The sequence below is a fragment of the Pseudomonas pseudonitroreducens genome, assembly GCF_021603645.1.
Lineage (GTDB): Bacteria > Pseudomonadota > Gammaproteobacteria > Pseudomonadales > Pseudomonadaceae > Pseudomonas > Pseudomonas pseudonitroreducens.
Genome location: NZ_BQHJ01000010.1, coordinates 18,298 through 38,706, shown reverse-complemented (window position 1 = coordinate 38,706; position 20,409 = coordinate 18,298). Strand labels below are relative to the sequence as shown.

Sequence of the window (20,409 nt, the reverse complement as noted above, 5' to 3'; positions counted from 1 at the left end):
GGAACACATCGAAGCCGGTCAGGCTTCGATGCGGCCCTTGAGCTTGTTCATCGCGTTCTTTTCCAACTGACGAATCCGCTCGGCGGACACGTTGTACTTGGCCGCCAGGTCGTGCAGCGTCGCCTTTTCCTCGGCCAGCCAACGCTGGTAGAGAATGTCGCGGCTGCGTTCGTCCAGGCCTTCCAGCGCTTCGTGCAGGCTGGCGGTGGAGCTGTCGCTCCAGTCCGCTTCCTCCAGCTGGCGCGCCGGGTCGTAGCGATGGTCTTCCAGATAATGCGCCGGGGACTGGTAGGCGCTCTCGTCGTCGGCATCCGCCGCCGGGTCGAAGGCCATGTCCTGTCCGGTGAGACGGCTTTCCATCTCGCGGACTTCGCGGGCCTCGACACCGAGGGTTTCCGCGACGCGGTGCACTTCGTCATTGCTCAGCCAGGCCAGTTTCTTCTTCTGGCTGCGCAGGTTGAAGAACAGCTTGCGCTGCGCCTTGGTGGTCGCGACTTTCACGATCCGCCAGTTGCGCAGGATGAACTCATGGATCTCCGCCTTGATCCAGTGGACGGCGAACGACACCAGGCGCACACCCATTTCCGGGTTGAAGCGCTTCACGGCCTTCATCAGGCCGACGTTGCCTTCCTGGATCAGATCGGCCTGGGCCAGGCCGTACCCGGAATAACTCCGGGCGATGTGCACAACAAAGCGCAGGTGCGCCAGAACCATTTGCCGTGCCGCTTCCAGATCTTGCTGGTAGAAGAGGCGTTCGGCCAGTTCGCGCTCCTGCTCCGGCGTCAGCAGCGGAATGCTGTTCACCGAGTGCACATAGGCTTCCAGGTTCGCACCGGGAGCCAGGGCATAAACAGGTTGCAGAGAAGTGGTCATGCGAATCCTCCGATTCACGAAACTCGCGCAGTGTAGCACTGCGAAATCTGACTGCAAGCGGGTGTAAAAGTTCCTTTACACCCACTTGACCCCCAGCAGAATCAGGGGGTTTCAGCGCGGCGCCAACTCACGCAGATGACGCGCCACGGCCAGCCAGGCACCGATCCAGCCCAGCAGCACGGCGCCCACGGTGAGCGACAGGCCGTCATCGACCGGCACGCCCGCCAGGCCGAAATCACTGCCATACAGCCCGGCCAGGTTGACCACCGAGCTGTTCAGCCAGTCCAGGCCAAAGGCCAGCAGGGCCCATGACAGGATGCCGGCGCCCAGGCCATACAGCGCGCCCATATAAAGGAAGGGGCGGCGCACGTAACCGTCCGTCCCGCCGACCAGCTTGATGACTTCGATTTCGTTACGGCGATTTTCGATGTGCAGGCGGATGGTGTTGCCGATCACCAGCAACAGGGTCAGCACCAGCAGGATGGTCAGCCCGAAGACGAAGCGGTCACCCAGCTTGAGGATTGCCGATAGCCGCTCGACCCAGACCAGGTCCAGCTGCGCCTGTTGTACACCCGGCAGTTCCGAGAGCCGTTGACGCAAGGCATCCAGCTGGGCCTTGTCGATCTGCTTGGGCGTCACCGAGATGACCGCCGGCAGCGGGTTGTCAGGCAACTCCTTCAGCGCTTCGCCAAGACCGGACTGTTCCTGCAGCTCTTTCAGCGCATCGTCACGACTGATGAGCTGTGCCTCGATGACATCGGGCATTTTCTCGATCTGCTCGCGCAGGTCCTGGCCCTGGGCCTCGCTGGCCTTGAGGTCGAGGAACAGGGAAATCTGCGCGGCGCGCTGCCAGGAGCCGCCAAGGCGCTCGACGTTGTTCAGCAGCAGCGACAGGCCCATGGGCAGGCTCAGGGTAATCCCCATCACCAGGCAGGTGAAGAAACTGCCGAAGGGATGGCTGACCAGGCGGTGCAGGCTGTCCATCAGGCTGGCGCGGTGGTTTTCCGCGTAGGCCGAGAGCGAGGCGCTGTGGTCCTGGTGTTCGTTGTCTTCCGGGCGCTCGCGCGTGTTGCGCGTCGGGGTGCCCTCTTCTTCGCCACGCGGCAGGTCATTGGCGCTCATCAGGCGTTCTCCTCACGATCGGCGATGATGCGGCCGCGCTGCAGGGTGATCATCCGGTGGCGCATCCGCGCGATCAGCGCCAGGTCGTGGCTGGCGATCAGCACGGTGGTGCCCAGGCGGTTGATGTCCTCGAACACCGACATGATTTCCGAAGCCAGGCGCGGGTCGAGGTTACCGGTCGGTTCATCGGCGAGCAGCAGGGCCGGACGGTGTACCACCGCGCGGGCGATACCAACGCGCTGCTGCTGGCCAGTGGACAGGTCGGACGGACGGTCTTCGGCCTTTTCCTTCAGGTTCACCCGCTCCAGCGCCGCTTCGACGCGGTAGGCGATCTCCGCCTTGGGCAGGCCGAGGATCTGCATCGGCAGGGCGACGTTGTCGAACACGCTGCGGTCGTCGAGCAACTGGTGGTTCTGGAACACCACGCCGATCTGCCGGCGCAGGAAGGGAATCTGCGCGGTGGAGATGCGCGAAACGTCCTGCCCGCCGAGCAGCAGCTTGCCGGAGGTCGGCCGCTCCATCGCCAGGATCAGGCGCAGCAGGGTGCTCTTGCCCGCGCCGGAATGGCCGGTGACGAACATGATCTCGCCGCGCGGCACGCGGAACGAAATCTCGTGCAGGCCGACATGGCCGTTGGGGTAGCGCTTGCCAACCTGCTCGAAACGAATCATGCGATTTCCCGGGTCTCGAAGAGTGCACGGACGAAGGCATCGGCTTCGAAGGTTCGAAGATCGTCGATCCCTTCGCCGACGCCGATGTAGCGGATCGGCAGCGCGAACTGCTTGGCCAGGGCGAAGATCACCCCGCCCTTGGCGGTGCCGTCCAGTTTGGTCAGGGCCAGGCCGGTCAGCTCAACGGCGTTGTTGAACTGCTTGGCCTGGTTGATGGCGTTCTGCCCGGTGCCGGCATCCAGTACCAGCAGGACTTCGTGGGGAGCCGTCTCATCCAGCTTGCCGATGACGCGGCGGACCTTCTTCAGCTCTTCCATGAGATTGTCCTTGGTGTGCAGGCGGCCGGCGGTGTCGGCGATCAGCACATCCACGCCACGGGCCTTGGCAGCCTGCACGGCGTCGAAGATCACCGAGGCGGAATCCGCGCCGGTGTGCTGGGCGATCACCGCGATGTTGTTGCGCTCGCCCCAGACCTGCAGTTGCTCGACGGCGGCGGCGCGGAAGGTGTCGCCGGCGGCCAGCATGACCTTCTTGCCGTCCTGCTGCAGCTTCTTCGCCAGCTTGCCGATGGTGGTGGTCTTGCCGACGCCGTTCACGCCGACGACCAGGATCACGTAGGGCTGCTTGTCCGCCGTGATGCTCAGCGGCTGCTCGACCGGGCGCAGCAGGGTCGCCAGCTCCTCCTGCAGGGCCTTGTACAGCGCCTCGCTATCGGCCAGTTCCTTGCGCGCCACGCGCTTGGTCAGGTTCTGCACGATGGCAGTGGTGGCCTCGACGCCGACGTCGGCGGTCAGCAGGCGGGTTTCGATTTCGTCGAGCAGGTCGTCGTCGATGGCCTTCTTGCCCAGGAACAGGCTGGCCATGCCTTCGCCGAGGCTGGCGCTGGTCTTCGACAGGCCCTGCTTGAGGCGGGCGAAGAAGCCGACCTTCGCCGGTTCGGCGGTAGCCGGCTTGGCTTGCGGCTCAGGCTGTGGGGCGACCGCGGGTTCCGGCTGGGCGACCACGACGGGCGCTTCGGCCACGGGCTGAACGGGCGCGGCGACGGGCGTCGGCTCGACCGGCAGGACAGCCGGCTGCGGCGCTTCGGCAACGCTCGGCTGCGGCTCAGACTGAAGAGCGGGCTGCACCAGCGGCTCGACCGGCACGGCGGCCGGCACTACGTCGATGACCGGCTCGGGAGCCGGCTCGGCGCGCGGTGCGAGCGGTTCGGCTTGTGCAGCAGGAGCCTGTTCCGGCGCAGGAACGGGCTCGGCGGCAACCGGTTGTTCTACCGGCTGCTCGGCTTCGGCGGCGGGTTGCTCCTCGGCCTGCGGCTTCTTGCGCCACCAACCGAACAGACCCTTCTTCTCCCCGGCTGGCGGGGCCTTCTTGTCGTCGTTGGAACCAAACATGTAGGGATCGAATCTCTAGGGGACGCCACGGGGACAGGTCGTGAAAAAGCCTCGAAACAGCTTTGCGAAATCCTGAACGTGGCCGCCCGGAAAACGGATGGGTATCCTAGCATCTCCTCGCCCGCCGGGGTTAAGAGGCTGGCCGCCAGCCTGCATAGACCCCGCGGACAGCCCGAAAGGTTCAGTCCACGATGAAAACCCTTGCGCGCCGCCACGCCGGCCTGCTGCTCGGCTCCCTGTTGCTGCCACTGATGGCCGTCGCCGCCGAACCACAGCCCACCCATGAATACACCCTGGACAACGGCCTGAAAGTCGTCGTCCGCGAAGACCACCGTGCGCCCGTGGTGGTCTCTCAGCTCTGGTACAAGGTCGGCTCCAGCTACGAGACACCCGGCCTCACCGGACTCTCCCACGCCCTTGAACACATGATGTTCAAGGGCAGCCGCAAGCTCGGCCCCGGCCAGGCTTCGCTGGTGCTGCGCGACCTCGGCGCGGAAGAGAACGCCTTTACCACCGACGACTACACCGCCTATTACCAAGTGCTCGCCCGCGACCGCCTGCCAGTGGCGCTGGAACTGGAAGCCGACCGCATGGCGCACCTCGCCCTGCCGGCCGACCAGTTCAAGAGCGAGATCGAGGTGATCAAGGAAGAACGCCGCCTGCGCACCGAGGACAAGCCCAGCGCGCTGGCCTTCGAGCGCTTCAAGGCCGCCGCCTACCCCGCCAGCGGCTACCGCACGCCGACCATCGGCTGGATGGCCGACCTGCAGCGCATGACCATCGACGACCTGCGCCACTGGTACCAGGCCTGGTACGCGCCGAACAACGCCACCCTGGTGGTGGTCGGCGACGTGACCGGCGATGAGGTGAAGGCCCTGGCCGAGAAATACTTCGGCGAGATTCCCAGGCGCGACCTGCCCGCCGCACGCAAGCCGCTGGAGCTGGCCGAGCCGGGCGAACGCCGCCTGAAACTGCATGTACGCACGCAGCTGCCCAGCCTGATCATGGGCTTCAACGTGCCCACCCTGGGCAGCAGCGACGATTCGAAGCAGATCAACGCCCTGCGCCTGATCTCGGCGATCCTCGACGGTGGCTACAGCGCCCGCCTGGCCTCGCGCCTGGAGCGCGGCGAGGAAATCGTCGCCGGCGCCTCGGCCTCCTACGACGCCTTCTCCCGTGGCGACGGTCTGTTCTTCCTCTCCGCCACGCCCAACGTGCAGACCGGCAAGACCCTCGACCAGGTCGAGGCCGCGCTGTGGAAGCAGCTGGAAGACCTCAAGCAGAACCCGCCGAGCAAGGAAGAACTGGAGCGCGTACGCGCCCAGGTGATCGCCGGTCTGGTCTACGAGCGCGACTCCATCGCCGGGCAGGCCAGCACCATCGGCGAGCTGGAAAGCGTCGGCCTCGGCTGGCGTCTGGCAGACAAGGACCTGGAAGCCATCCAGGCCGTCACCGCCGAAGACATCCAGCAAGCCGCCCGCACCTATTTCACCCGCTCCCGCCTGACCCTCGCCCAGGTCCTGCCGGAAGTCGCCACCGACAAGGAGCCGAACCATGAGTGAACGCAATGGCCTGCGCTACGGCCTGGTCGGGCTGATCGTCATTCTGTTGATCGCCGGACTGGTGCTGTTCGTTTCCCGCCCCGCCGCCGAGCCCGAAGTGGCCGCGCCGGCGCCCGCACCTGCGCAACCGACTGCCGCCGAGAATGCCGCGCCCACCGGCCTGCAATCGCTCGCCGAAGCCGCCGGCAAGGCGCCCAGCCACCGTAAGCTGAACATCCAGCAATGGCAGACCGCCGAAGGCGCCCGCGTGCTCTTCGTCGAGGCCCACGAGCTGCCGATGTTCGACCTGCGCCTGACCTTCGCCGCCGGCAGCAGCCAGGACGGCGACAGCTACGGCCTGGCCATGCTGACCAACGCCATGCTCAACGAAGGCGTGCCCGGCAAGGACACCAGCGCGATCGCCGCCGGGTTCGACGATCTGGGCGCGAATTTCGGCAACGGCTCCTACCGCGACATGGCCGTGGCCAGCCTGCGCAGCCTGAGCGAGCCGGCCAAGCGCGACGCCGCGCTGGCGCTGTTCGACCAGGTGATCGGCCAGCCGACCTTCCCCGAGGACGCCCTGGCACGCATCAAGAACCAGGTCATGGCCGGCTTCGAATACCAGAAGCAGAACCCCGGCAAGCTGGCGGGCCTGGAACTGTTCAAGCGACTTTATGGCGACCATCCCTACGCTCACTCCAGCGACGGCAACGAGGAATCGGTGCCGAAGATCAGCGTCGCCCAGCTGCGTGCCTTCCACCAGAAGGCCTATGCCGCCGGCAACGTGGTCATCGCCCTGGTTGGCGACCTGACCCGCGAGCAGGCCGAAGCCATTGCCGGCAGCGTCTCGAAATCGCTGCCCAAGGGCCCCGCCCTGCCAGCACCGGGCGAGCCGCAGACGCCCAAGGCCGGCGTCACCCACATCGAATTCCCGTCCAAGCAGACCCAGCTGATGCTGGCGCAACTGGGCATCACCCGTAACGACCCGGACTACGCCGCGCTCTACCTGGGCAACCAGATCCTCGGCGGCGGTGGTTTTGGTACCCGCCTGATGGACCAGGTCCGCGAGAAGCGCGGGCTGACCTACGGCGTGTACTCCGGCTTCACCGGCATGCAATCGCGCGGGCCGTTCACCATCGGCCTGCAGACCCGCGCCGAAATGAGCGAAGGCACCCTCAAGCTGGTGCAGGACATCGTCCGCGACTACCTCGACAAGGGCCCGACGCAGAAGGAACTGGACGACGCCAAGCGCGAGCTGGCCGGCAGCTTCCCGCTGTCCACCGCGAGCAACGCCGATATCGTCGGCCAACTGGGCGCCATTGGCTTCTACAACCTGCCGCTGGATTACCTGGAGACCTTCCTCAGCCAGGTCCAGGGCCTGAGCGTGGAACAGGTGAAAGAAGCGATGCGCCGCCACCTCGACCCGGACGCCTTCGTCATCGTCACCGCCGGCCCCACCGTGCCGCAGCAACCGCTGCCGCCGCCCACCGACAAACCCGCCGCGCAACCCGCCGGCGTACCGGAGCACTGATGAGCAAACGACCCGGCGGCGCCCCGCGCGCCGCACAGAAGCCCCACGGCGGCCAGGGCCAGCTGCGCATCATCGGCGGCGAATGGCGCAGCCGGCGTTTTGCCTTCCCCGACGGCCCGGGCCTGCGCCCGACACCGGACCGGGTGCGCGAAACCCTGTTCAACTGGCTGGCGGCGTATGTTCCGGGCGCCCGCGTGCTCGATCCCTTCGCCGGCAGCGGCGCGCTGTTCCTCGAAGCGCTGTCCCGTGGCGCCAGCTCAGGCCTGGCGCTGGACACCAACGGCGAAGCCGTGGCCGCGCTGCGCAGCACCCTCGATACCCTCAAGTGCGGCAACGGCCAACTGCTGCTGACCGACTCGCTGCGCTACCTCGACGCCCCGGCCTCCCAGACCTTCGACCTGATCTTCCTCGACCCGCCCTTCCACCAGGACCTGCTGCAGAACACCTGCCGCCTGCTGGAGGAACGCGGCTGGCTGGCCAAGGACGCGTGGATCTACACCGAAAGCGAGGCCGTGCCCTCCAGCCTCGGCCTGCCGGGCAACTGGCGGCTGCATCGGGAGAAGACCGCAGGCTCGGTGCATTACGCGCTGTGGCAGCGGGAAGAGCAGTAAGGCGCGGAGCCGCCTTTACCGGACCTTGAACAAGGAAGAAAGACAATGAGCGAATCGACAGTTCCCACCTCCATTGCCATTTACCAATCCGACGATGGAGAGAAAAGAGCCGAGGTTCGCCTGGAAAGCGATAGCGTCTGGCTGACTCAGCGGCAGATGGGCGAGGTTTTCGGTACCACTCCCGAGAACGTACTCATTCACCTGAAGAACATCTACCGCGACAGAGAGCTCGACGAGCCGGCAACTACTAAGGATTTCTTAGTAGTTCGCGAAGAAGGCACCCGAAAGGTTCGTCGACAGCTCAAACACTACAACCTCGACGCCATCATCTCCGTCGGTTACCGAGTGAACTCCCGTCAGGGCACCCACTTCCGCATCTGGGCCAACCAGGTGCTCAAGGACTATCTGGTCAAGGGGTACGCTCTCAACGAACAGCGCCTCAATGCCCAGCACGCACGGATCCACGAGCTCGAACGCACCCTGACGCTGTTCAGGGAAAACCTGATCGACCAGGCCAGCCTTCCGGAGGCCAAAGGCCTGGTCAGCGTCATCGCCGGCTACGCAAGAACCTTCGTCCTGCTCAATCAGTTCGACAGCGAGCGCCTGCCCAGCGAAGGCTTTGATGAAAATATCCGCTATGCCATCGAGCCCAACGAAGCGAGCAGCGCCATCGCCGCACTCAAGGCCGACCTGCTTGCCAGAAGTGAAGCGAGCGACCTGTTCGGTCGTCCCAAGGACGACAGTTTCCTCGGCGTGCTAGGCAACGTCACACAGTCTTTCGGCGGCCAGTTCCTCTACCCGAGCATCGAAGAACAGGCTGCTCATCACTGTACTTCGTGATCAAGAACCATCCCTTCACCGACGGCAACAAACGCATCGGCGCCTTCCTGTTCATCTGGTTCCTGCAGCGCAACCAGCACCATCTGAAGCAGGATGGTGAACTGAAGATCAACGACAACGCGCTGGCGGCCATCGCCCTGCTGATCGCACAAAGCGATCCAGCTCAGAAGGAACTGATGATTCACCTGATCATGAACCTGATCCGGAGCTGATTCGACGCACCGGCCAGGGCAGGACAACGGCCAAAAGGTCAGATGGATTTGCCGATGTCGACGGAGCTGACGCGGGTCAGCTCCACGCCATCCACCACCATTTTCCATTGAGTACCGTCCCGATAGGGCGGCTTCGAGACCTTGAAGTGAGTGTCGAAGAAGCCGACGCCCACGGTGAAGCCATCGGCGTCATAGCTCTTGATCGGCGCCTCGATGGAGCGCGAGCCGCCACCCGAGAGGCGCTTGTAGGCAACGCGCCCATCCGCCGTGATGAGCAGGCTCATTTGGGCCGAGCGCCAATCCCCGACGTACGACTTGTGGTCCTGAGGCACCGGCTCGCTACAGGCCACCAGCCAAAACGCCAGGCTCAGCGCCGCGATCTTCTTCCACATGCCTCCCCTCCTTTTCATGGGTTCGCCGCGCCGAGGAAGTGCAAGACATCCATCGCGGGGCTGACTTGGCGTTACTATCGCAGCTTGTCCGCCCCCATTGTTCAATGATGACCATACCCTCCCCGTTCAAACCCGCCTGGTGGCTACCCGGCCCGCACCTGCAGACGCTCTATGGCTCGCTCCTGCGCAAGGCGCCCAGTCTCCAGCGCACCCGCGAGCGCCTGTGGCTGGACGATGGCGACTTCATCGACCTCGACTGGCATGGCCCGCACGAGGCGGGTGCGCCGCTGGTGCTGGCGCTGCATGGGCTGACCGGCTCGTCCTCCTCGCACTACATCCTCGGCCTGCAGCAGCAACTCGCCGCGCAGGGCTGGGCCAGCGTCGCGCTGAACTGGCGCGGCTGCTCGGGGGAGTCGAACCTGTTGCCGCGCGGCTACCACTCCGGCGTCAGCGAGGATCTCGCCTCGGTGGTCGCCCACGTCCGCGCCCAACGACCGATGGCGCCGCTCTACGCCGTGGGTTACTCACTGGGCGGCAATGTGCTGCTCAAGTACCTGGGCGAATCCTCGGAGAGTTGCCCGCTGAAAGGCGCGGTCGCGGTGTCGGTGCCGTTCCGCCTCGACCAGTGTGCGGATCGCATCGGCATCGGCTTCTCCAGGGTCTACCAGGCCCACTTCATGCGCGAGCTGGTGGCCTACGTGCAGACCAAGCGCCAGGCCTTCGCCGCCGGCGGCCACGCGGAAAACCTCGCTGCGCTGGAGCGCCTCGGGCCGCTGGACGGCATGCGCACCTTCTGGGACTTCGACGACCGGGTGACCGCGCCGCTGCATGGGTTCGCCGACGTGCACGATTACTACCGGCGCGCCTCCAGCCGCTATTACCTGGGCGGCATCCGCGTGCCGACGCTGGTCATCCAGTCCAGCGACGACCCATTCATCCATGCCAACAGCGTGCCGCAGCTGGACGAGCTTTCCGCGTCAACGCAGCTGGAACTGCTCGCCCACGGCGGCCACGTCGGGTTCATCGGCGGCTCCCCCGCGCGCCCGGACTATTACCTGGAGCGCCGCATTCCGCAGTGGCTGCGCGAGCGACGGGAAGCCTGACTGCGCTGGATCAGCCCAGTAGAACGGGAATGAGGCAGACTGGAACTGCACCAGGAAGGAAACGCCAGAAAGGAGCGCCGCCATGCACGACACACCGCTGACGATTCTGCAAAACCCGCCGCTGAGCAATGCTCAGTGCGCCTCTATCGCCGCCCTTTACCGCGCCGTGGGCTGGGGCTCTCCCGGCACTACCGCGGAACTGCGCGATCTCTACGAATACTCCAGCTACTTCCTGCTGGCCCTGGACGGTGAACAGGTAGTCGGCCTGTTGCGCGCGGAAAGCGAAACGGCGCAGACCACTTGGCTGGCGGAGATAGCCGTGCTGCCAAGGCTCCAATTGCGTGGCACGGGCCTGGCGCTGATGGCGCGTTTCCTCGCCGATCACCCTGACCGCACGCTTTATACCGATGCCACCGAGGGGGTGGAGGAGTTCTTCCTGCGCCACGGCATCGCCCTGCGCCGACCGCGGGTACCGGGACCACGCCAGGTGGATGCATGACCTTCCAGCTCGACCATTCGGCGGATAACGCTGGCGCGTTATGCGCCCTACATGGGGGCTCGGCGTCGGGCGAATAACCGGTCACGGTTATCCGCCGATGGAATATCAGCCTTCCAGCGGCACATACAACCGATCGAACACCGCCGCCACCGCCTCGCGGAACGGCGGGGCGATGTGCCCGCTTTCCAGCGCCAGCACCTGATAGATGCCACGGCGCATCAGCGCTTCGCTGAGATCACTGGCTACTTCACGGGTGGTACACAGGTAACGCACCCAGGAGGTGAGGATGATCCAGGCGTTCAAGGTCAGCGCTTCGAGCTGCGGTTCGTCCATCTGCAGGATGCCGGCGTCGACAAAGCCCCGGTAGATCGCCTTGGCGTTGTCCATGGCGCGGCGGGCAAAGGAGCGATAGGCGGCGGCCAGCTCCGGATCGGAATCCAGCAGGTGCTCAAGGTCGCGGTGCAGGAAACGGTAGTGCCACATAGCGGCAAGCAGCGCCTCGAGGTAGAAAGTCTTGTCTTCCACCGTCAGCGCGCGCCCCTCGGGCAGGTGCAGGAACTGGTCGACGTGGCTTTCGTACTCGGCGAACAGCTGGGCGATGATCACCTGCTTGTTGCGGTAGTGGTAGTACAGGTTGCCCGGCGAGATGCCCAGGTGTGCGGCGATGTGGTTGGTGGTGACGCTGCGCTCGCCCTGGGCATTGAACAGCTCGAGGCTGGCCTGGGCAATGCGGTCACGGGTATTGATGCGTGGTGCCATTCGCGAAACTCATCGAAGCGGATTGCGCGGACGCAAAGGTACACCGATTGCTACCACCTGACACAACTCCGGGGTGCGCCCAACTTTTCGTTGGCTGGGCCTGGCGGCGCGGAAACGGCATGCTGATTGACACTCTAGAGCAATTGCTCTAAAAAACCAGCGACAGTATAAAAACGCGAAGCATCCGAGATCCTTGTGTGAATCCCCGGAGAGCTTCCCCACCCGCTTCCGCCAGGAGCCCGTCATGGTTGCCGATATCGCCTACCTGCAGCAGACCCAGCAGCAGATCAGCCAGCTGGAAACCCTTCTCGAACGCCAGCGCCAGGCCTATCGCGCGAACCCGATGCCGGACGCCGGCCAGCGCATCCAGTGGCTGAAAAGCCTCGCCAACCTGCTGGTGACCGAGCAGAAGGCGATCATCGATGCAATCAACAGCGACTTCAGCAACCGTTCCGCCGACGAGACCCTGCTCGCCGAGGTGCTGCCCAGCCTGCACGGCGTGCACTACGCCACCAAGCGCGTGAAGAAGTGGATGAAGCCCTCGCGTCGCAGCGTGGGCATGCAGTTCATGCCAGCCTCGGCCAAGGTCATTTACCAGCCGCTGGGTGTGGTCGGTGTGATCGTGCCGTGGAACTACCCGCTGTTCCTCGCCATCGGTCCGCTGACCGGCGCGCTGGCCGCCGGCAACCGGGTGATGATCAAGATGAGCGAATCCACCCCGGAATCCGCCCGCGTGCTGAAGGACCTGCTGGCCAAGGTCTTCCCCGAGGACCTGGTCGCCGTGGTGCAGGGCGAAGTGGACGTCGGCGTGGCGTTCTCCAAGCTGCCCTTCGACCATCTGCTGTTCACCGGCGCCACCAGCGTCGGCAAGCACGTGATGCGCGCCGCCGCCGAGAACCTCACCCCGGTCACCCTGGAGCTGGGCGGCAAGTCGCCGGCGATCATTTCCGCCAGCGTGCCGATGAAGGACGCCGCCGAGCGCATCGCCTTCGGCAAATCGCTCAACGCCGGGCAGACCTGCGTGGCGCCGGACTACGTGCTGGTGCCGCAGAACCGCGTCGACGAGTTCGTCGAGAGCTACCGCCAAGTGGTCCAGGGCTTCTTCCCGAAACTGGAAAACAACCCGGACTACACCGCGATCATCAACGAGCGCCAGCTGTCGCGCCTGAACGGCTACCTCGCCGACGCCCAGGCCCGCGGCGCCACCGTCATCCCGCTGCTCCCGCAGGCCCAGGGCCGCCGCCTGCCGCAGGCGCTGGTGCTGAACGTGAGCGACGAGATGAAGATCATGCAAGAAGAGATCTTCGGCCCGCTGCTGCCGGTGATCCCCTACCAGAACCTCGACCAGGCGCTCAGCTACGTCAACGAGCGCGACCGCCCGCTGGCGCTGTACTTCTTCGGCTACGACAAGCGCGAGCAGGACCACGTGCTGGCCCAGACCCACTCCGGCGGCGTGTGCCTCAACGACACCCTGCTGCACGTCGCCCAGGACGACATGCCCTTCGGCGGCGTCGGCCCCTCCGGCATGGGCCATTACCACGGCCACGAAGGCTTCCTGACCTTCTCCAAGGCCAAGGGCGTGTTCAGCAAACCGCGCTTCAACGCCGCGCGGGTGATCTACCCGCCCTACGGTAAATCGCTGCAGAAGCTGGTCTACAAGCTGTTCATCCGCTGACCGGTTCCCTATCAACTCCAGGTGAAACAATAAGAATGACAGACACCTCCCTGAGCGCGCCGGGACTCTCCCGGCGCGGCGTGCTCAAGATCGGCCTGCTGGGCGGCGCCTTCCTCGCCACGGCCGGCGTCACCGCCAGCCTCAGCGGCTGCTCCGCCAGCACTCCGGCCAGCGGTTACGCCGTGCTGCGCGAGTCCGACCTGCCGTTCCTGCGCGCGCTGATCCCGGTGATGCTGGCCGGCGCCGTGCCCGCCGAGCGCATGGCCGAGGCAGTCAAGGGCACCATCCAGAGCCTGGACAACAGCCTCAACCACCTCTCCCCGGAAATGCTCAAGCTCACCGTGCAGCTGTTCGACGTGCTCGCCCTGCCGATCACCCGCGGGCCGCTCACCGGCATCTGGGGCAGTTGGGACAACGCCAGCGCGCAGGACGTGCAGAACTTCCTGAACCGCTGGCAGAACAGCTTCATCTCCCTGCTGAAGATGGGCCACAGCTCGCTGCTGCAACTGGTGATGATGGCCTGGTACAGCCGCCCGGAGTCCTGGGGCCACTGCGGCTACCCCGGCCCGCCGAAGATCTGATTCCGCCAGAACAACAAGAATTCGCCTGAGAGATTTCCGATGCCCGTACCCGATCTGTTCGCCGAGGGCCTGGCCCGCGGCTGGAAAGTCCACAACGGCTCGCGCCTGGACAAGGACCTGACTCTGGAAGCCGACGTGGTGATCGTCGGCACCGGCGCCGGCGGCGGCACCACCGCCGAAACCCTCAGCGCTGCCGGCTACAAGGTGCTGCTGGTGGAAGAAGGCCCGCTCAAGACCAGCAGCGACTTCAAGATGCAGGAAGCCGACGCCTACCCGAACCTGTACCAGGAAGGCATCGGCCGGATGAGCAAGGACGGCGCCATCACCATCCTCCAGGGCCGCGCCGTGGGCGGCACCACCCTGGTCAACTGGACCTCCAGCTTCCGCACCCCGGAGCCGACCCTGGAACACTGGGCCAAGGAGCACGGCGTCAAGGGCCACAGCGTCGCCGAGATGGCGCCCTGGTTCGAGAAGATGGAACAGCGTCTGGGCGTCGCGCCTTGGATCATGCCGCCCAACGCCAACAACGATGTGATCCGCAACGGCTGCGAGAAGCTCGGCCTGCACTGGAAAGTCATCCCGCGCAACGTCCGTGGCTGCTGGAACATCGGTTACTGCGGCATGGGCTGCCCGACCAACGCCAAGCAGTCGATGCTGGTCACCACCATCCCGGCGACCCTGGAAAAAGGCGGCGAACTGCTGTTCCTCGCCCGCGCCGATCGCCTGCTGCACGACGGCAACAAGGTCAGCGGCCTGGAGTGTTCGGCCATGGACGAGCGCTGCGTCGCTCCCACCGGCCGCAAGATCACCATCAAGGCGCGTCACTACGTGCTCTCCGGCGGCGGCATCAACACCCCGGCGATCCTCCTGCGCTCCAAGGCACCGGATCCGAACGGGCGTGTTGGCCAGCGCACCTTCCTGCACACGGTGAACTTCAGCGCCGCGCTGTTCGACGAAGTGATCAACCCGTTCTATGGCGCGCCGCAGTCGATCTATTCCGACCACTTCCAGTGGGACGACGGCGCCACCGGACGCATGTCCTACAAGCTCGAAGTGCCGCCGCTGCAACCGGCACTCAGCGCCACCCTGCTCGGCCGCTTCGGCGAGGACAACGCACTGCGCATGGAGCAGTTGCCGCACACCAACGTGATCCTGGCGCTGATGCGCGACGGCTTCCATCCGGACAGCGCAGTGGGCTCGGTCAGCCTGCGCGGCGACGACACCCCGGTGCTCGATTACCAGATGACCGACTACACCTGGGACGGCATCCGCCGCGCCTTCCACACCATGGCCGACATCCAGTTCGCCGCCGGCGCCAAGGCGGTGCTGCCGCTGCATGCCGACGCCGACTATGTGAAAACCGCCAAGGAGGCCCACGCGCTGATCGACAGCCTGAGCCTGGAGCTCTACCGCACCCGCCTGGGCAGCGCCCACGTGATGGGCGGCTGCGCCATGGGCGAGGATGCGAAGCAATCGGTGTGCGACAGCCTCGGCCGCCACCACCAGCTGGAGAACCTGTCGATCCACGACGGCTCGCTGTTCCCCACCAGCATCGGCGCCAACCCGCAGCTCTCGGTCTACGGCCTCACCGCGCAACTGGCCGATGCGCTGGCCAAGCGGCTGGGCAAGGCCTGAAGCGACTCCCGGACCATCCGCGTGAGATGCTTCTTCGTAGGAGCGAGCTTGTGACCCACAGGGATGTGGGGAATGCCGTTATCCGTAGGGAATGGATTCGGCCTCGCGAACATTCTCCGCTGCGGGACTGGTTCGCGAGCAAGCTCGCTCCTACAGGGGTTCTCCTTGCGAAAATCCGCGCGCAGGCTCTGGCACGCGGCCTGTACTCGACTCGTCGGTCTTTCGCCGGTTATCTCAGGTAGTCCGCTCACAGAAGCACTACCAAGGTCGCTTGGCCCGAGGAACATGCTGCGTTACCATCCGCCCGCTATTGCACCAGCCTGCCAACAAGAGCCGACCAGGACGCCGCGATGAATCGAGTGCTGTACCCGGGTACCTTCGACCCCATCACCAAAGGCCATGCCGATCTGGTCGAACGCGCCTCGCGACTGTTCGACCAGGTGATCATTGCCGTCGCCGCCAGCCCCAAGAAGAATCCCCTGTTCCCCCTGGAACAGCGCGTAGAACTGGCCCGCCAGGTCACCTCGCACCTGCCCAACGTGGAAGTCGTCGGCTTCTCTTCGCTGCTCGCCCATTTCGCCAAGGAGCAGAACGCCAACATCCTGCTGCGCGGCCTGCGCGCGGTGTCGGACTTCGAGTACGAATTCCAGCTGGCCAACATGAACCGCCAGCTCGCCCCCGACCTGGAGAGCATGTTCCTCACCCCGTCGGAGAAGTACTCCTTCATCTCCTCCACCCTGGTGCGCGAGATTGCGGCGCTGGGCGGCGACATCACCAAATTCGTCCATCCCGCGGTGGCCAGCGCCCTGGCCGAGCGCTTCAAGCGCTGACCGCACGGCCGCCAGGGAAGGCGGCAACCTCCCCGATTCCAGCGCCCTCCGGCGGGGCCGCGTGCAACGCGCGCGCCAATACGGCACAATTTCACCATTGTTGCTACCGAGCGCCGTGGCTGCCGCCATGGTTGGAGTTGTTCGATGTCCCTGAAAATCACTGACGATTGCATCAATTGCGACGTCTGCGAACCTGAGTGCCCCAATGCCGCGATCTCCCAGGGCGAGGAGATCTACGTCATCGACCCGAACCTGTGCACCGAATGCGTCGGCCACTACGACGAGCCGCAGTGCCAGCAGGTCTGCCCGGTCGACTGCATCCCCCTCGACGAAAGCAACGTCGAGAGCAAGGATCAGCTGATGGAAAAGTACAAGAAGCTCACCGGCAAAGCCTGACTTCGCGCGTCTCGACACTTTTTCATTGAGTTCTCACAAACGCGGGGCGTCGTGGATTGTCTATCCTCCACCTTCGCCCCGTTTGGTTTTCCAGCCGGCCCTGCCGGCGGTTCGTGAGATGCCATGTCCCTGTTGAACTCCCGCTCCCGCGCCTCCCTGCTCGGCTTCTGCAGCCTCCTGCTGCTGAGCTTTGCCCTGCACGCAGCGGAGCATCCGGCCCAGGCCAGCGTCGCCACGGCGCACCCGTCTGCCACCGTGGCAGGCCTGGAAACCCTCTCCGACGGCGGTAACGCCTTCGACGCCGCCGTGGCCATCGCCGCGGCCCTGGCAGTAGCCGAGCCCTATGGCTCGGGCCTGGGCGGTGGTGGCTTCTTCCTGCTGCGCAAGGCCGGCAGCCCGCCGACCTACCACTTCATCGACGCCCGCGAGCGCGCCCCGCTGGCCGCCAGTGCGCGGATGTACGAGCGCAACGGTAAGGTCGACCCACAACTGTCGCTCAATGGCCCGCTGGCCGCCGGCATTCCCGGCCTCCCCGCCGCCCTGGCGGATATCACCAGCCGCTACGGCCGCAAGACCCTGGCGAACAACCTCGTGCCGGCGATCCGCCTGGCCACCGACGGTGTGTCCATCGACCGCGTCTACATCGACCGCGCCTCCTGGCGCCTGGACGCGATGCGCAAGGACCGCGAGACCGCACGCATCTTCCTCGACCAGGGCAACCTGCCCGAGGAATACAGCCTGATGCGCCAGCCGCAGTTGGCCAACACTCTGGAGAAGCTGGCGCGCTACGGCCGCACTGGCTTCTATGAAGGCGAGACGGCGGCGAAACTGGTGGAAGGCGTGCGCGCCGCCGGCGGCATCTGGAGCCTCGAAGACCTCGCCAGCTACCGCACCGTCGAACGCCCGGCGCTACGCTACCCGCTGGCCGACGGGCGCGAACTGATCAGTGCCCCGCCGCCCTCCGCCGGCGGCATCGCCCTGGCGCAAAGCCTGGGCATGCTGCAGCAGCTGCCCTGGCAGAAGGCCGAACCGGTGCAACGAGCACATTACGTGGTGGAGGTCCTGCGCCGCGCTTACCGTGACCGCGGGCTGCTGGGCGACCCCGATCGGGTCGCCAACCCGGTCAACCAGTTGCTCGCGCCGGACTACCTGAAGCGCCTGGCCGCCGGCATCGACCCGCAGCGCGCCACACCCAGCTCCAGCTTGCCGCCGGCGCCGGCCTGGCGCGAGGGCGATCACACCACTCACTTCGTGGTGATGGACGCCGACGGCAACGCCGTGGCCGCCACCCTGTCGGTCAACCTGCCGTTTGGCGCGGCTTTCACCGTGCCCGGTACCGGCGTACTGCTGAATGACGAGATGGACGATTTCGCCACCGACCTCGGCGGCGCCAACGCCTATGCGCTGACCGGCACCCAGGCCAATGCCGTGGCCGCCGGCAAGCGGCCGCTGTCGAGCATGAGCCCGAGCTTCATCGAGAGCCCGGGAGAACTCGCGGCCTTCGGCACACCCGGCGGCAGTCGGATTCCCAGCATGGTGCTGCTGGCGATGCTCGATTACCTGGATGGCAAGCCGGTGCAGCGCTGGGTCTCCTCGCCGCGCTACCACCACCAGTACCTGCCCGACGTGATCGAGCACGAGCCGCGCGCATTCAGCGCTGCCGAAATGGCTGACCTGCAGCGTCGTGGCTACACCCTCAAGGATGTCGGCCGCGCCTACGGCAACCAGCAGGTGCTGCTGTGGAACAAGAAGTCCGGTGAGGTGCAGTCCGCCAGCGATCCGCGCGGCATCGGCCTGGCTACCGAGCTGGCGGCGCCACTGCGCTGATCAGGGAAGGATGAGCCCCGGCGTTTCGTCCTCGCCTGGCTCGAACAGGCCATGCTCGGTGCCCAGCTGCAGCACGTTGCGCAAGCTCTGGATGATCCGGCTGACATAGCCCAGGTCGTTCATCAGCGAGCTCATCTGCAGGCCGTCCAGCTCGTGCCGGCGTACGGCGGCGAACAGCCGCTGGCGGAAGGCGCCGTCGAACTCGGCGGCGCTTTCGTCGAGCAACTGCAGGCGCGCCGCCAACGCCTCTGCCGGCAGATCGCCGCCAATCAGCGAACCCAGTGCGCGCACTTCCCGCAGCATCGCGATCAGGTGCCGGCGCAGCTCGACATAGGTATCGCGTAGCGCCGATGGCTCGCCGTGCAGGGCCTGCCCGAGGTTCTTCTGCAGATGCTTGGCGTCCTTCACCGCATCCACCAGCTGCAGCGCCACGACCTGGCAGGACAGCCAGAAGCGCTGGTGCTCCTCGTCAAGAGGCACTTCGAGGCGCCCCATGAAGCTCAGCAGATCGCCATAGACCCCCTTGATATGACGCTGGTAGAGCACTTCCGCGCCCAACGCGTGGCGATCGGGCGCCGCGCGCAGTTCGTTCTCGTCGATGCGCGGCTGGCTGAGCATATCCACCGGCAGGTAGAGCGCGTGGCAGATCACCTCGATGCTCAGCCGGCCCAGGTGCCGCAACTCCTGTAGGACCGCACTGGCGGCGGCGTCGGCGGAATCCAGCGCGCGTTCGTTGAGGTAGCGCGCATGGGTGCGCTCGATGGACGGCAGGGCCGGCGCCATGTCGGTGATCAGTACCGCCGGCTCTTCGACTTCCGGCAGCCAGCGCACCAGCGCCTTGGCCAGCGCGCCCTGGATCGGCCAGAAGAGCGCCACGCCCATGCCATTGAACAGGGTGTGGAACAGCGCCAGCTGGATCATCGGGTTGTCCGCCAGCCCCAGCGGCGTCACCAGCCAGTGCACCAGCCAGGTCAGCGGCGCGAGCAGGATGAACGCAAGGACCCCGGTCACCACGTTGAACAGCACATGCGCCAGTGCCAGTCGCTGGCCGCTGCGGTTGCCGCCCAGGGAGCCGACGAAGGCCGTGGTCACGCTGCTGCCGACATTCGAGCCGATGGCAATCGCCAGACTCTGGCCCAGCTCCAGTTGGCCGCCGGCCAGCGCTGCGAGGGTCAGCATCAGCGTGGCGTGGCTGGACTGCAGAACCACGGTGATCAGCAGGCCGAAGGTGACGAACAGCAGCGCACCGAGCAGCCCGTCCGAGCGCAGCGCGCTCATGTCCATGGCATCGCCGAAGCTGCCGAAGCCGTCCTTGATCTGATCGATGCCCAGGAAGATGAAGGCGATGCCCAGCAGGATGCGTCCGGCGGCCTTGCTCTTGGCGCCGTTGAAGCCCAGCAGGATGCCGAACACCAGCAAGGGCAGCGCCAGGGGGCTCAGGCTGAGGTTCTGCCCGGCCAGCGCCAGCAGCCAGATACCGCTGGTGGCGCCCAGGTTGGCGCCGAACAGGATCGCGATACCACCCGCCAACTGGATCAGCCCGGTGCTGATGAAGGCGATGGTAAGCAGGGAAACCAGGGTGGAGGATTGCAGCAGGAAGGTGCCGAAGAGGCCGAACAGCAGGCTCTTGCCGCGGGTGGAGGTGCTCTTCTCCAGCCAGCGTTCGAGCTGGCTGCCGGCAAGATCGCGCAGTCCTTCTTCCAGGCACTGCATGCCGAACAGGAACAGCGCCAGGCCCGCTCCCAACTGCAGCAGGCCGGCGCTGGACCAGAAGGTATAGCCCAGGATGACAGCGACCAGCAGCAGAAGCAGCGGACGCAGATGCTTCTTCAGGCTGCTCAGGTGCATGGACTACCCATGGAATTCACCCGGCAAGCCGGGTGGGCGAGGCGGCCACGCCGCCCCGGAACAGGACGACGG

At 65.7% G+C, this 20,409-nt stretch carries 20 protein-coding genes; 13 read left to right on the top strand and 7 right to left on the bottom strand.

Annotation, left to right across the window (positions count from 1 at the left end):
* Positions 1–18: 18 nt before the first annotated feature.
* The 4 genes from rpoH to ftsY all read right to left on the bottom strand — a co-directional run bounded on the left by rpoH (position 19) and on the right by ftsY (position 4,057).
* Positions 19–873 (bottom strand): RNA polymerase sigma factor RpoH, encoded by an 855-nt coding sequence (gene rpoH / locus L6D89_RS22840; RefSeq protein WP_024766773.1) that lies wholly within the window; start codon positions 871–873, stop codon positions 19–21.
* Positions 874–984: 111 nt separating this feature from the next.
* Positions 985–1,995, bottom strand: a complete 1,011-nt coding sequence (ftsX, locus tag L6D89_RS22835; RefSeq protein WP_236172757.1) for a permease-like cell division protein FtsX — start codon at positions 1,993–1,995, stop codon at positions 985–987.
* A complete protein-coding gene (gene ftsE / locus L6D89_RS22830; RefSeq protein WP_236172758.1) occupies positions 1,995–2,666 on the bottom strand; it encodes a cell division ATP-binding protein FtsE in 672 nt (223 codons plus the stop codon). The genes ftsX and ftsE overlap by 1 nt, the downstream gene beginning before the upstream one ends.
* Positions 2,663–4,057 (bottom strand): signal recognition particle-docking protein FtsY, encoded by a 1,395-nt coding sequence (gene ftsY / locus L6D89_RS22825; protein WP_236201278.1) that lies wholly within the window; start codon positions 4,055–4,057, stop codon positions 2,663–2,665. The genes ftsE and ftsY overlap by 4 nt, the downstream gene beginning before the upstream one ends.
* A gap of 191 nt (positions 4,058–4,248) precedes the next feature.
* Here ftsY and L6D89_RS22820 point away from each other — a divergent pair, with 191 nt between their 5' ends.
* From L6D89_RS22820 to L6D89_RS22800, 5 genes are read left to right on the top strand one after another with little or no spacing between them, the layout of a single operon-like run.
* Entirely contained in the window at positions 4,249–5,619 is a 1,371-nt protein-coding gene (locus L6D89_RS22820) for a M16 family metallopeptidase (protein WP_236201277.1), read from the top strand.
* Complete coding sequence (locus L6D89_RS22815; RefSeq protein WP_236201276.1) at positions 5,612–7,129, top strand: M16 family metallopeptidase; 1,518 nt, start codon at positions 5,612–5,614, stop codon at positions 7,127–7,129. The genes L6D89_RS22820 and L6D89_RS22815 overlap by 8 nt, the downstream gene beginning before the upstream one ends.
* On the top strand, positions 7,129–7,740 hold the full coding sequence (gene rsmD / locus L6D89_RS22810) for a 16S rRNA (guanine(966)-N(2))-methyltransferase RsmD (RefSeq protein WP_236201275.1): 612 nt from the start codon (positions 7,129–7,131) through the stop codon (positions 7,738–7,740). The genes L6D89_RS22815 and rsmD overlap by 1 nt, the downstream gene beginning before the upstream one ends.
* A 45-nt stretch (positions 7,741–7,785) precedes the next feature.
* Positions 7,786–8,580 (top strand): virulence RhuM family protein, encoded by a 795-nt coding sequence (locus L6D89_RS22805; protein WP_236201274.1) that lies wholly within the window; start codon positions 7,786–7,788, stop codon positions 8,578–8,580.
* Positions 8,577–8,792: a Fic family protein gene (locus L6D89_RS22800; RefSeq protein WP_236201273.1), complete on the top strand. Its 216-nt coding sequence runs from the start codon at positions 8,577–8,579 to the stop codon at positions 8,790–8,792. Before L6D89_RS22805 ends, L6D89_RS22800 begins: the two co-directional genes overlap by 4 nt.
* A gap of 38 nt (positions 8,793–8,830) precedes the next feature.
* On the opposite strand, the gene L6D89_RS22795 is transcribed toward L6D89_RS22800, so the two are convergent.
* Positions 8,831–9,184, bottom strand: coding sequence for a hypothetical protein (locus L6D89_RS22795; protein ID WP_236172764.1), 354 nt, complete (start codon positions 9,182–9,184; stop codon positions 8,831–8,833).
* A gap of 107 nt (positions 9,185–9,291) precedes the next feature.
* On the opposite strand from L6D89_RS22795, the gene L6D89_RS22790 reads away from it, so the two are divergent.
* Together L6D89_RS22790 and L6D89_RS22785 are read left to right on the top strand one after the other, a co-directional pair.
* The gene (locus L6D89_RS22790) at positions 9,292–10,287 is read left to right on the top strand and encodes a hydrolase (RefSeq protein ID WP_236172765.1); all 996 of its coding nucleotides are present in this window, start codon (positions 9,292–9,294) and stop codon (positions 10,285–10,287) included.
* An 82-nt stretch (positions 10,288–10,369) separates the two neighbouring features.
* Complete coding sequence (locus L6D89_RS22785) at positions 10,370–10,786, top strand: GNAT family N-acetyltransferase (RefSeq protein WP_236201272.1); 417 nt, start codon at positions 10,370–10,372, stop codon at positions 10,784–10,786.
* 105 nt (positions 10,787–10,891) lie between these two features.
* On the opposite strand, the gene L6D89_RS22780 is transcribed toward L6D89_RS22785, so the two are convergent.
* A complete protein-coding gene (locus tag L6D89_RS22780; protein ID WP_236172766.1) occupies positions 10,892–11,545 on the bottom strand; it encodes a TetR/AcrR family transcriptional regulator in 654 nt (217 codons plus the stop codon).
* 244 nt (positions 11,546–11,789) lie between these two features.
* Here L6D89_RS22780 and L6D89_RS22775 point away from each other — a divergent pair, with 244 nt between their 5' ends.
* The 6 genes from L6D89_RS22775 to L6D89_RS22750 all read left to right on the top strand — a co-directional run bounded on the left by L6D89_RS22775 (position 11,790) and on the right by L6D89_RS22750 (position 18,489).
* Complete coding sequence (locus L6D89_RS22775) at positions 11,790–13,220, top strand: coniferyl aldehyde dehydrogenase (RefSeq protein ID WP_236201271.1); 1,431 nt, start codon at positions 11,790–11,792, stop codon at positions 13,218–13,220.
* A gap of 35 nt (positions 13,221–13,255) precedes the next feature.
* Positions 13,256–13,801, top strand: coding sequence for a twin-arginine translocation pathway signal protein (locus L6D89_RS22770; protein ID WP_236201270.1), 546 nt, complete (start codon positions 13,256–13,258; stop codon positions 13,799–13,801).
* A gap of 39 nt (positions 13,802–13,840) precedes the next feature.
* The gene (locus L6D89_RS22765) at positions 13,841–15,436 is read left to right on the top strand and encodes a GMC family oxidoreductase (RefSeq protein ID WP_236201269.1); all 1,596 of its coding nucleotides are present in this window, start codon (positions 13,841–13,843) and stop codon (positions 15,434–15,436) included.
* A 350-nt stretch (positions 15,437–15,786) separates the two neighbouring features.
* Entirely contained in the window at positions 15,787–16,266 is a 480-nt protein-coding gene (gene coaD / locus L6D89_RS22760) for a pantetheine-phosphate adenylyltransferase (protein ID WP_184590535.1), read from the top strand.
* A 144-nt stretch (positions 16,267–16,410) separates the two neighbouring features.
* Positions 16,411–16,662, top strand: a complete 252-nt coding sequence (locus L6D89_RS22755; protein WP_017521427.1) for a YfhL family 4Fe-4S dicluster ferredoxin — start codon at positions 16,411–16,413, stop codon at positions 16,660–16,662.
* 123 nt (positions 16,663–16,785) lie between these two features.
* Positions 16,786–18,489 carry a gamma-glutamyltransferase family protein gene (locus L6D89_RS22750; protein WP_236201268.1) on the top strand — a complete coding sequence of 568 codons (1,704 nt, stop codon included), beginning with the start codon at positions 16,786–16,788 and terminating at the stop codon, positions 18,487–18,489.
* Here the strand turns inward: L6D89_RS22750 and L6D89_RS22745 are convergent, their stop codons facing one another.
* Positions 18,490–20,337, bottom strand: a complete 1,848-nt coding sequence (locus L6D89_RS22745) for a Na/Pi cotransporter family protein (RefSeq protein ID WP_236201267.1) — start codon at positions 20,335–20,337, stop codon at positions 18,490–18,492. It lies immediately after the preceding gene.
* Positions 20,338–20,409 lie beyond the last annotated feature (72 nt).

What these genes read in the sequence shown, in the direction of transcription:
- L6D89_RS22775 (WP_236201271.1), top strand. Translation starts at nt 11,790, where the DNA reads ATGGTTGCCGATATCGCCTACCTGCAGCAGACCCAGCAGCAGATCAGC.
- ftsY (WP_236201278.1), bottom strand. Translation starts at nt 4,057, where the DNA reads ATGTTTGGTTCCAACGACGACAAGAAGGCCCCGCCAGCCGGGGAGAAG.
- rsmD (WP_236201275.1), top strand. Translation starts at nt 7,129, where the DNA reads ATGAGCAAACGACCCGGCGGCGCCCCGCGCGCCGCACAGAAGCCCCAC.
- coaD (WP_184590535.1), top strand. Translation starts at nt 15,787, where the DNA reads ATGAATCGAGTGCTGTACCCGGGTACCTTCGACCCCATCACCAAAGGC.
- L6D89_RS22820 (WP_236201277.1), top strand. Translation starts at nt 4,249, where the DNA reads ATGAAAACCCTTGCGCGCCGCCACGCCGGCCTGCTGCTCGGCTCCCTG.
- L6D89_RS22785 (WP_236201272.1), top strand. Translation starts at nt 10,370, where the DNA reads ATGCACGACACACCGCTGACGATTCTGCAAAACCCGCCGCTGAGCAAT.
- L6D89_RS22745 (WP_236201267.1), bottom strand. Translation starts at nt 20,337, where the DNA reads ATGCACCTGAGCAGCCTGAAGAAGCATCTGCGTCCGCTGCTTCTGCTG.
- L6D89_RS22790 (WP_236172765.1), top strand. Translation starts at nt 9,292, where the DNA reads ATGACCATACCCTCCCCGTTCAAACCCGCCTGGTGGCTACCCGGCCCG.
- L6D89_RS22795 (WP_236172764.1), bottom strand. Translation starts at nt 9,184, where the DNA reads ATGTGGAAGAAGATCGCGGCGCTGAGCCTGGCGTTTTGGCTGGTGGCC.
- L6D89_RS22815 (WP_236201276.1), top strand. Translation starts at nt 5,612, where the DNA reads ATGAGTGAACGCAATGGCCTGCGCTACGGCCTGGTCGGGCTGATCGTC.
- rpoH (WP_024766773.1), bottom strand. Translation starts at nt 873, where the DNA reads ATGACCACTTCTCTGCAACCTGTTTATGCCCTGGCTCCCGGTGCGAAC.
- L6D89_RS22805 (WP_236201274.1), top strand. Translation starts at nt 7,786, where the DNA reads ATGAGCGAATCGACAGTTCCCACCTCCATTGCCATTTACCAATCCGAC.
- L6D89_RS22755 (WP_017521427.1), top strand. Translation starts at nt 16,411, where the DNA reads ATGTCCCTGAAAATCACTGACGATTGCATCAATTGCGACGTCTGCGAA.
- L6D89_RS22770 (WP_236201270.1), top strand. Translation starts at nt 13,256, where the DNA reads ATGACAGACACCTCCCTGAGCGCGCCGGGACTCTCCCGGCGCGGCGTG.
- L6D89_RS22780 (WP_236172766.1), bottom strand. Translation starts at nt 11,545, where the DNA reads ATGGCACCACGCATCAATACCCGTGACCGCATTGCCCAGGCCAGCCTC.
- L6D89_RS22765 (WP_236201269.1), top strand. Translation starts at nt 13,841, where the DNA reads ATGCCCGTACCCGATCTGTTCGCCGAGGGCCTGGCCCGCGGCTGGAAA.
- ftsE (WP_236172758.1), bottom strand. Translation starts at nt 2,666, where the DNA reads ATGATTCGTTTCGAGCAGGTTGGCAAGCGCTACCCCAACGGCCATGTC.
- L6D89_RS22750 (WP_236201268.1), top strand. Translation starts at nt 16,786, where the DNA reads ATGTCCCTGTTGAACTCCCGCTCCCGCGCCTCCCTGCTCGGCTTCTGC.
- ftsX (WP_236172757.1), bottom strand. Translation starts at nt 1,995, where the DNA reads ATGAGCGCCAATGACCTGCCGCGTGGCGAAGAAGAGGGCACCCCGACG.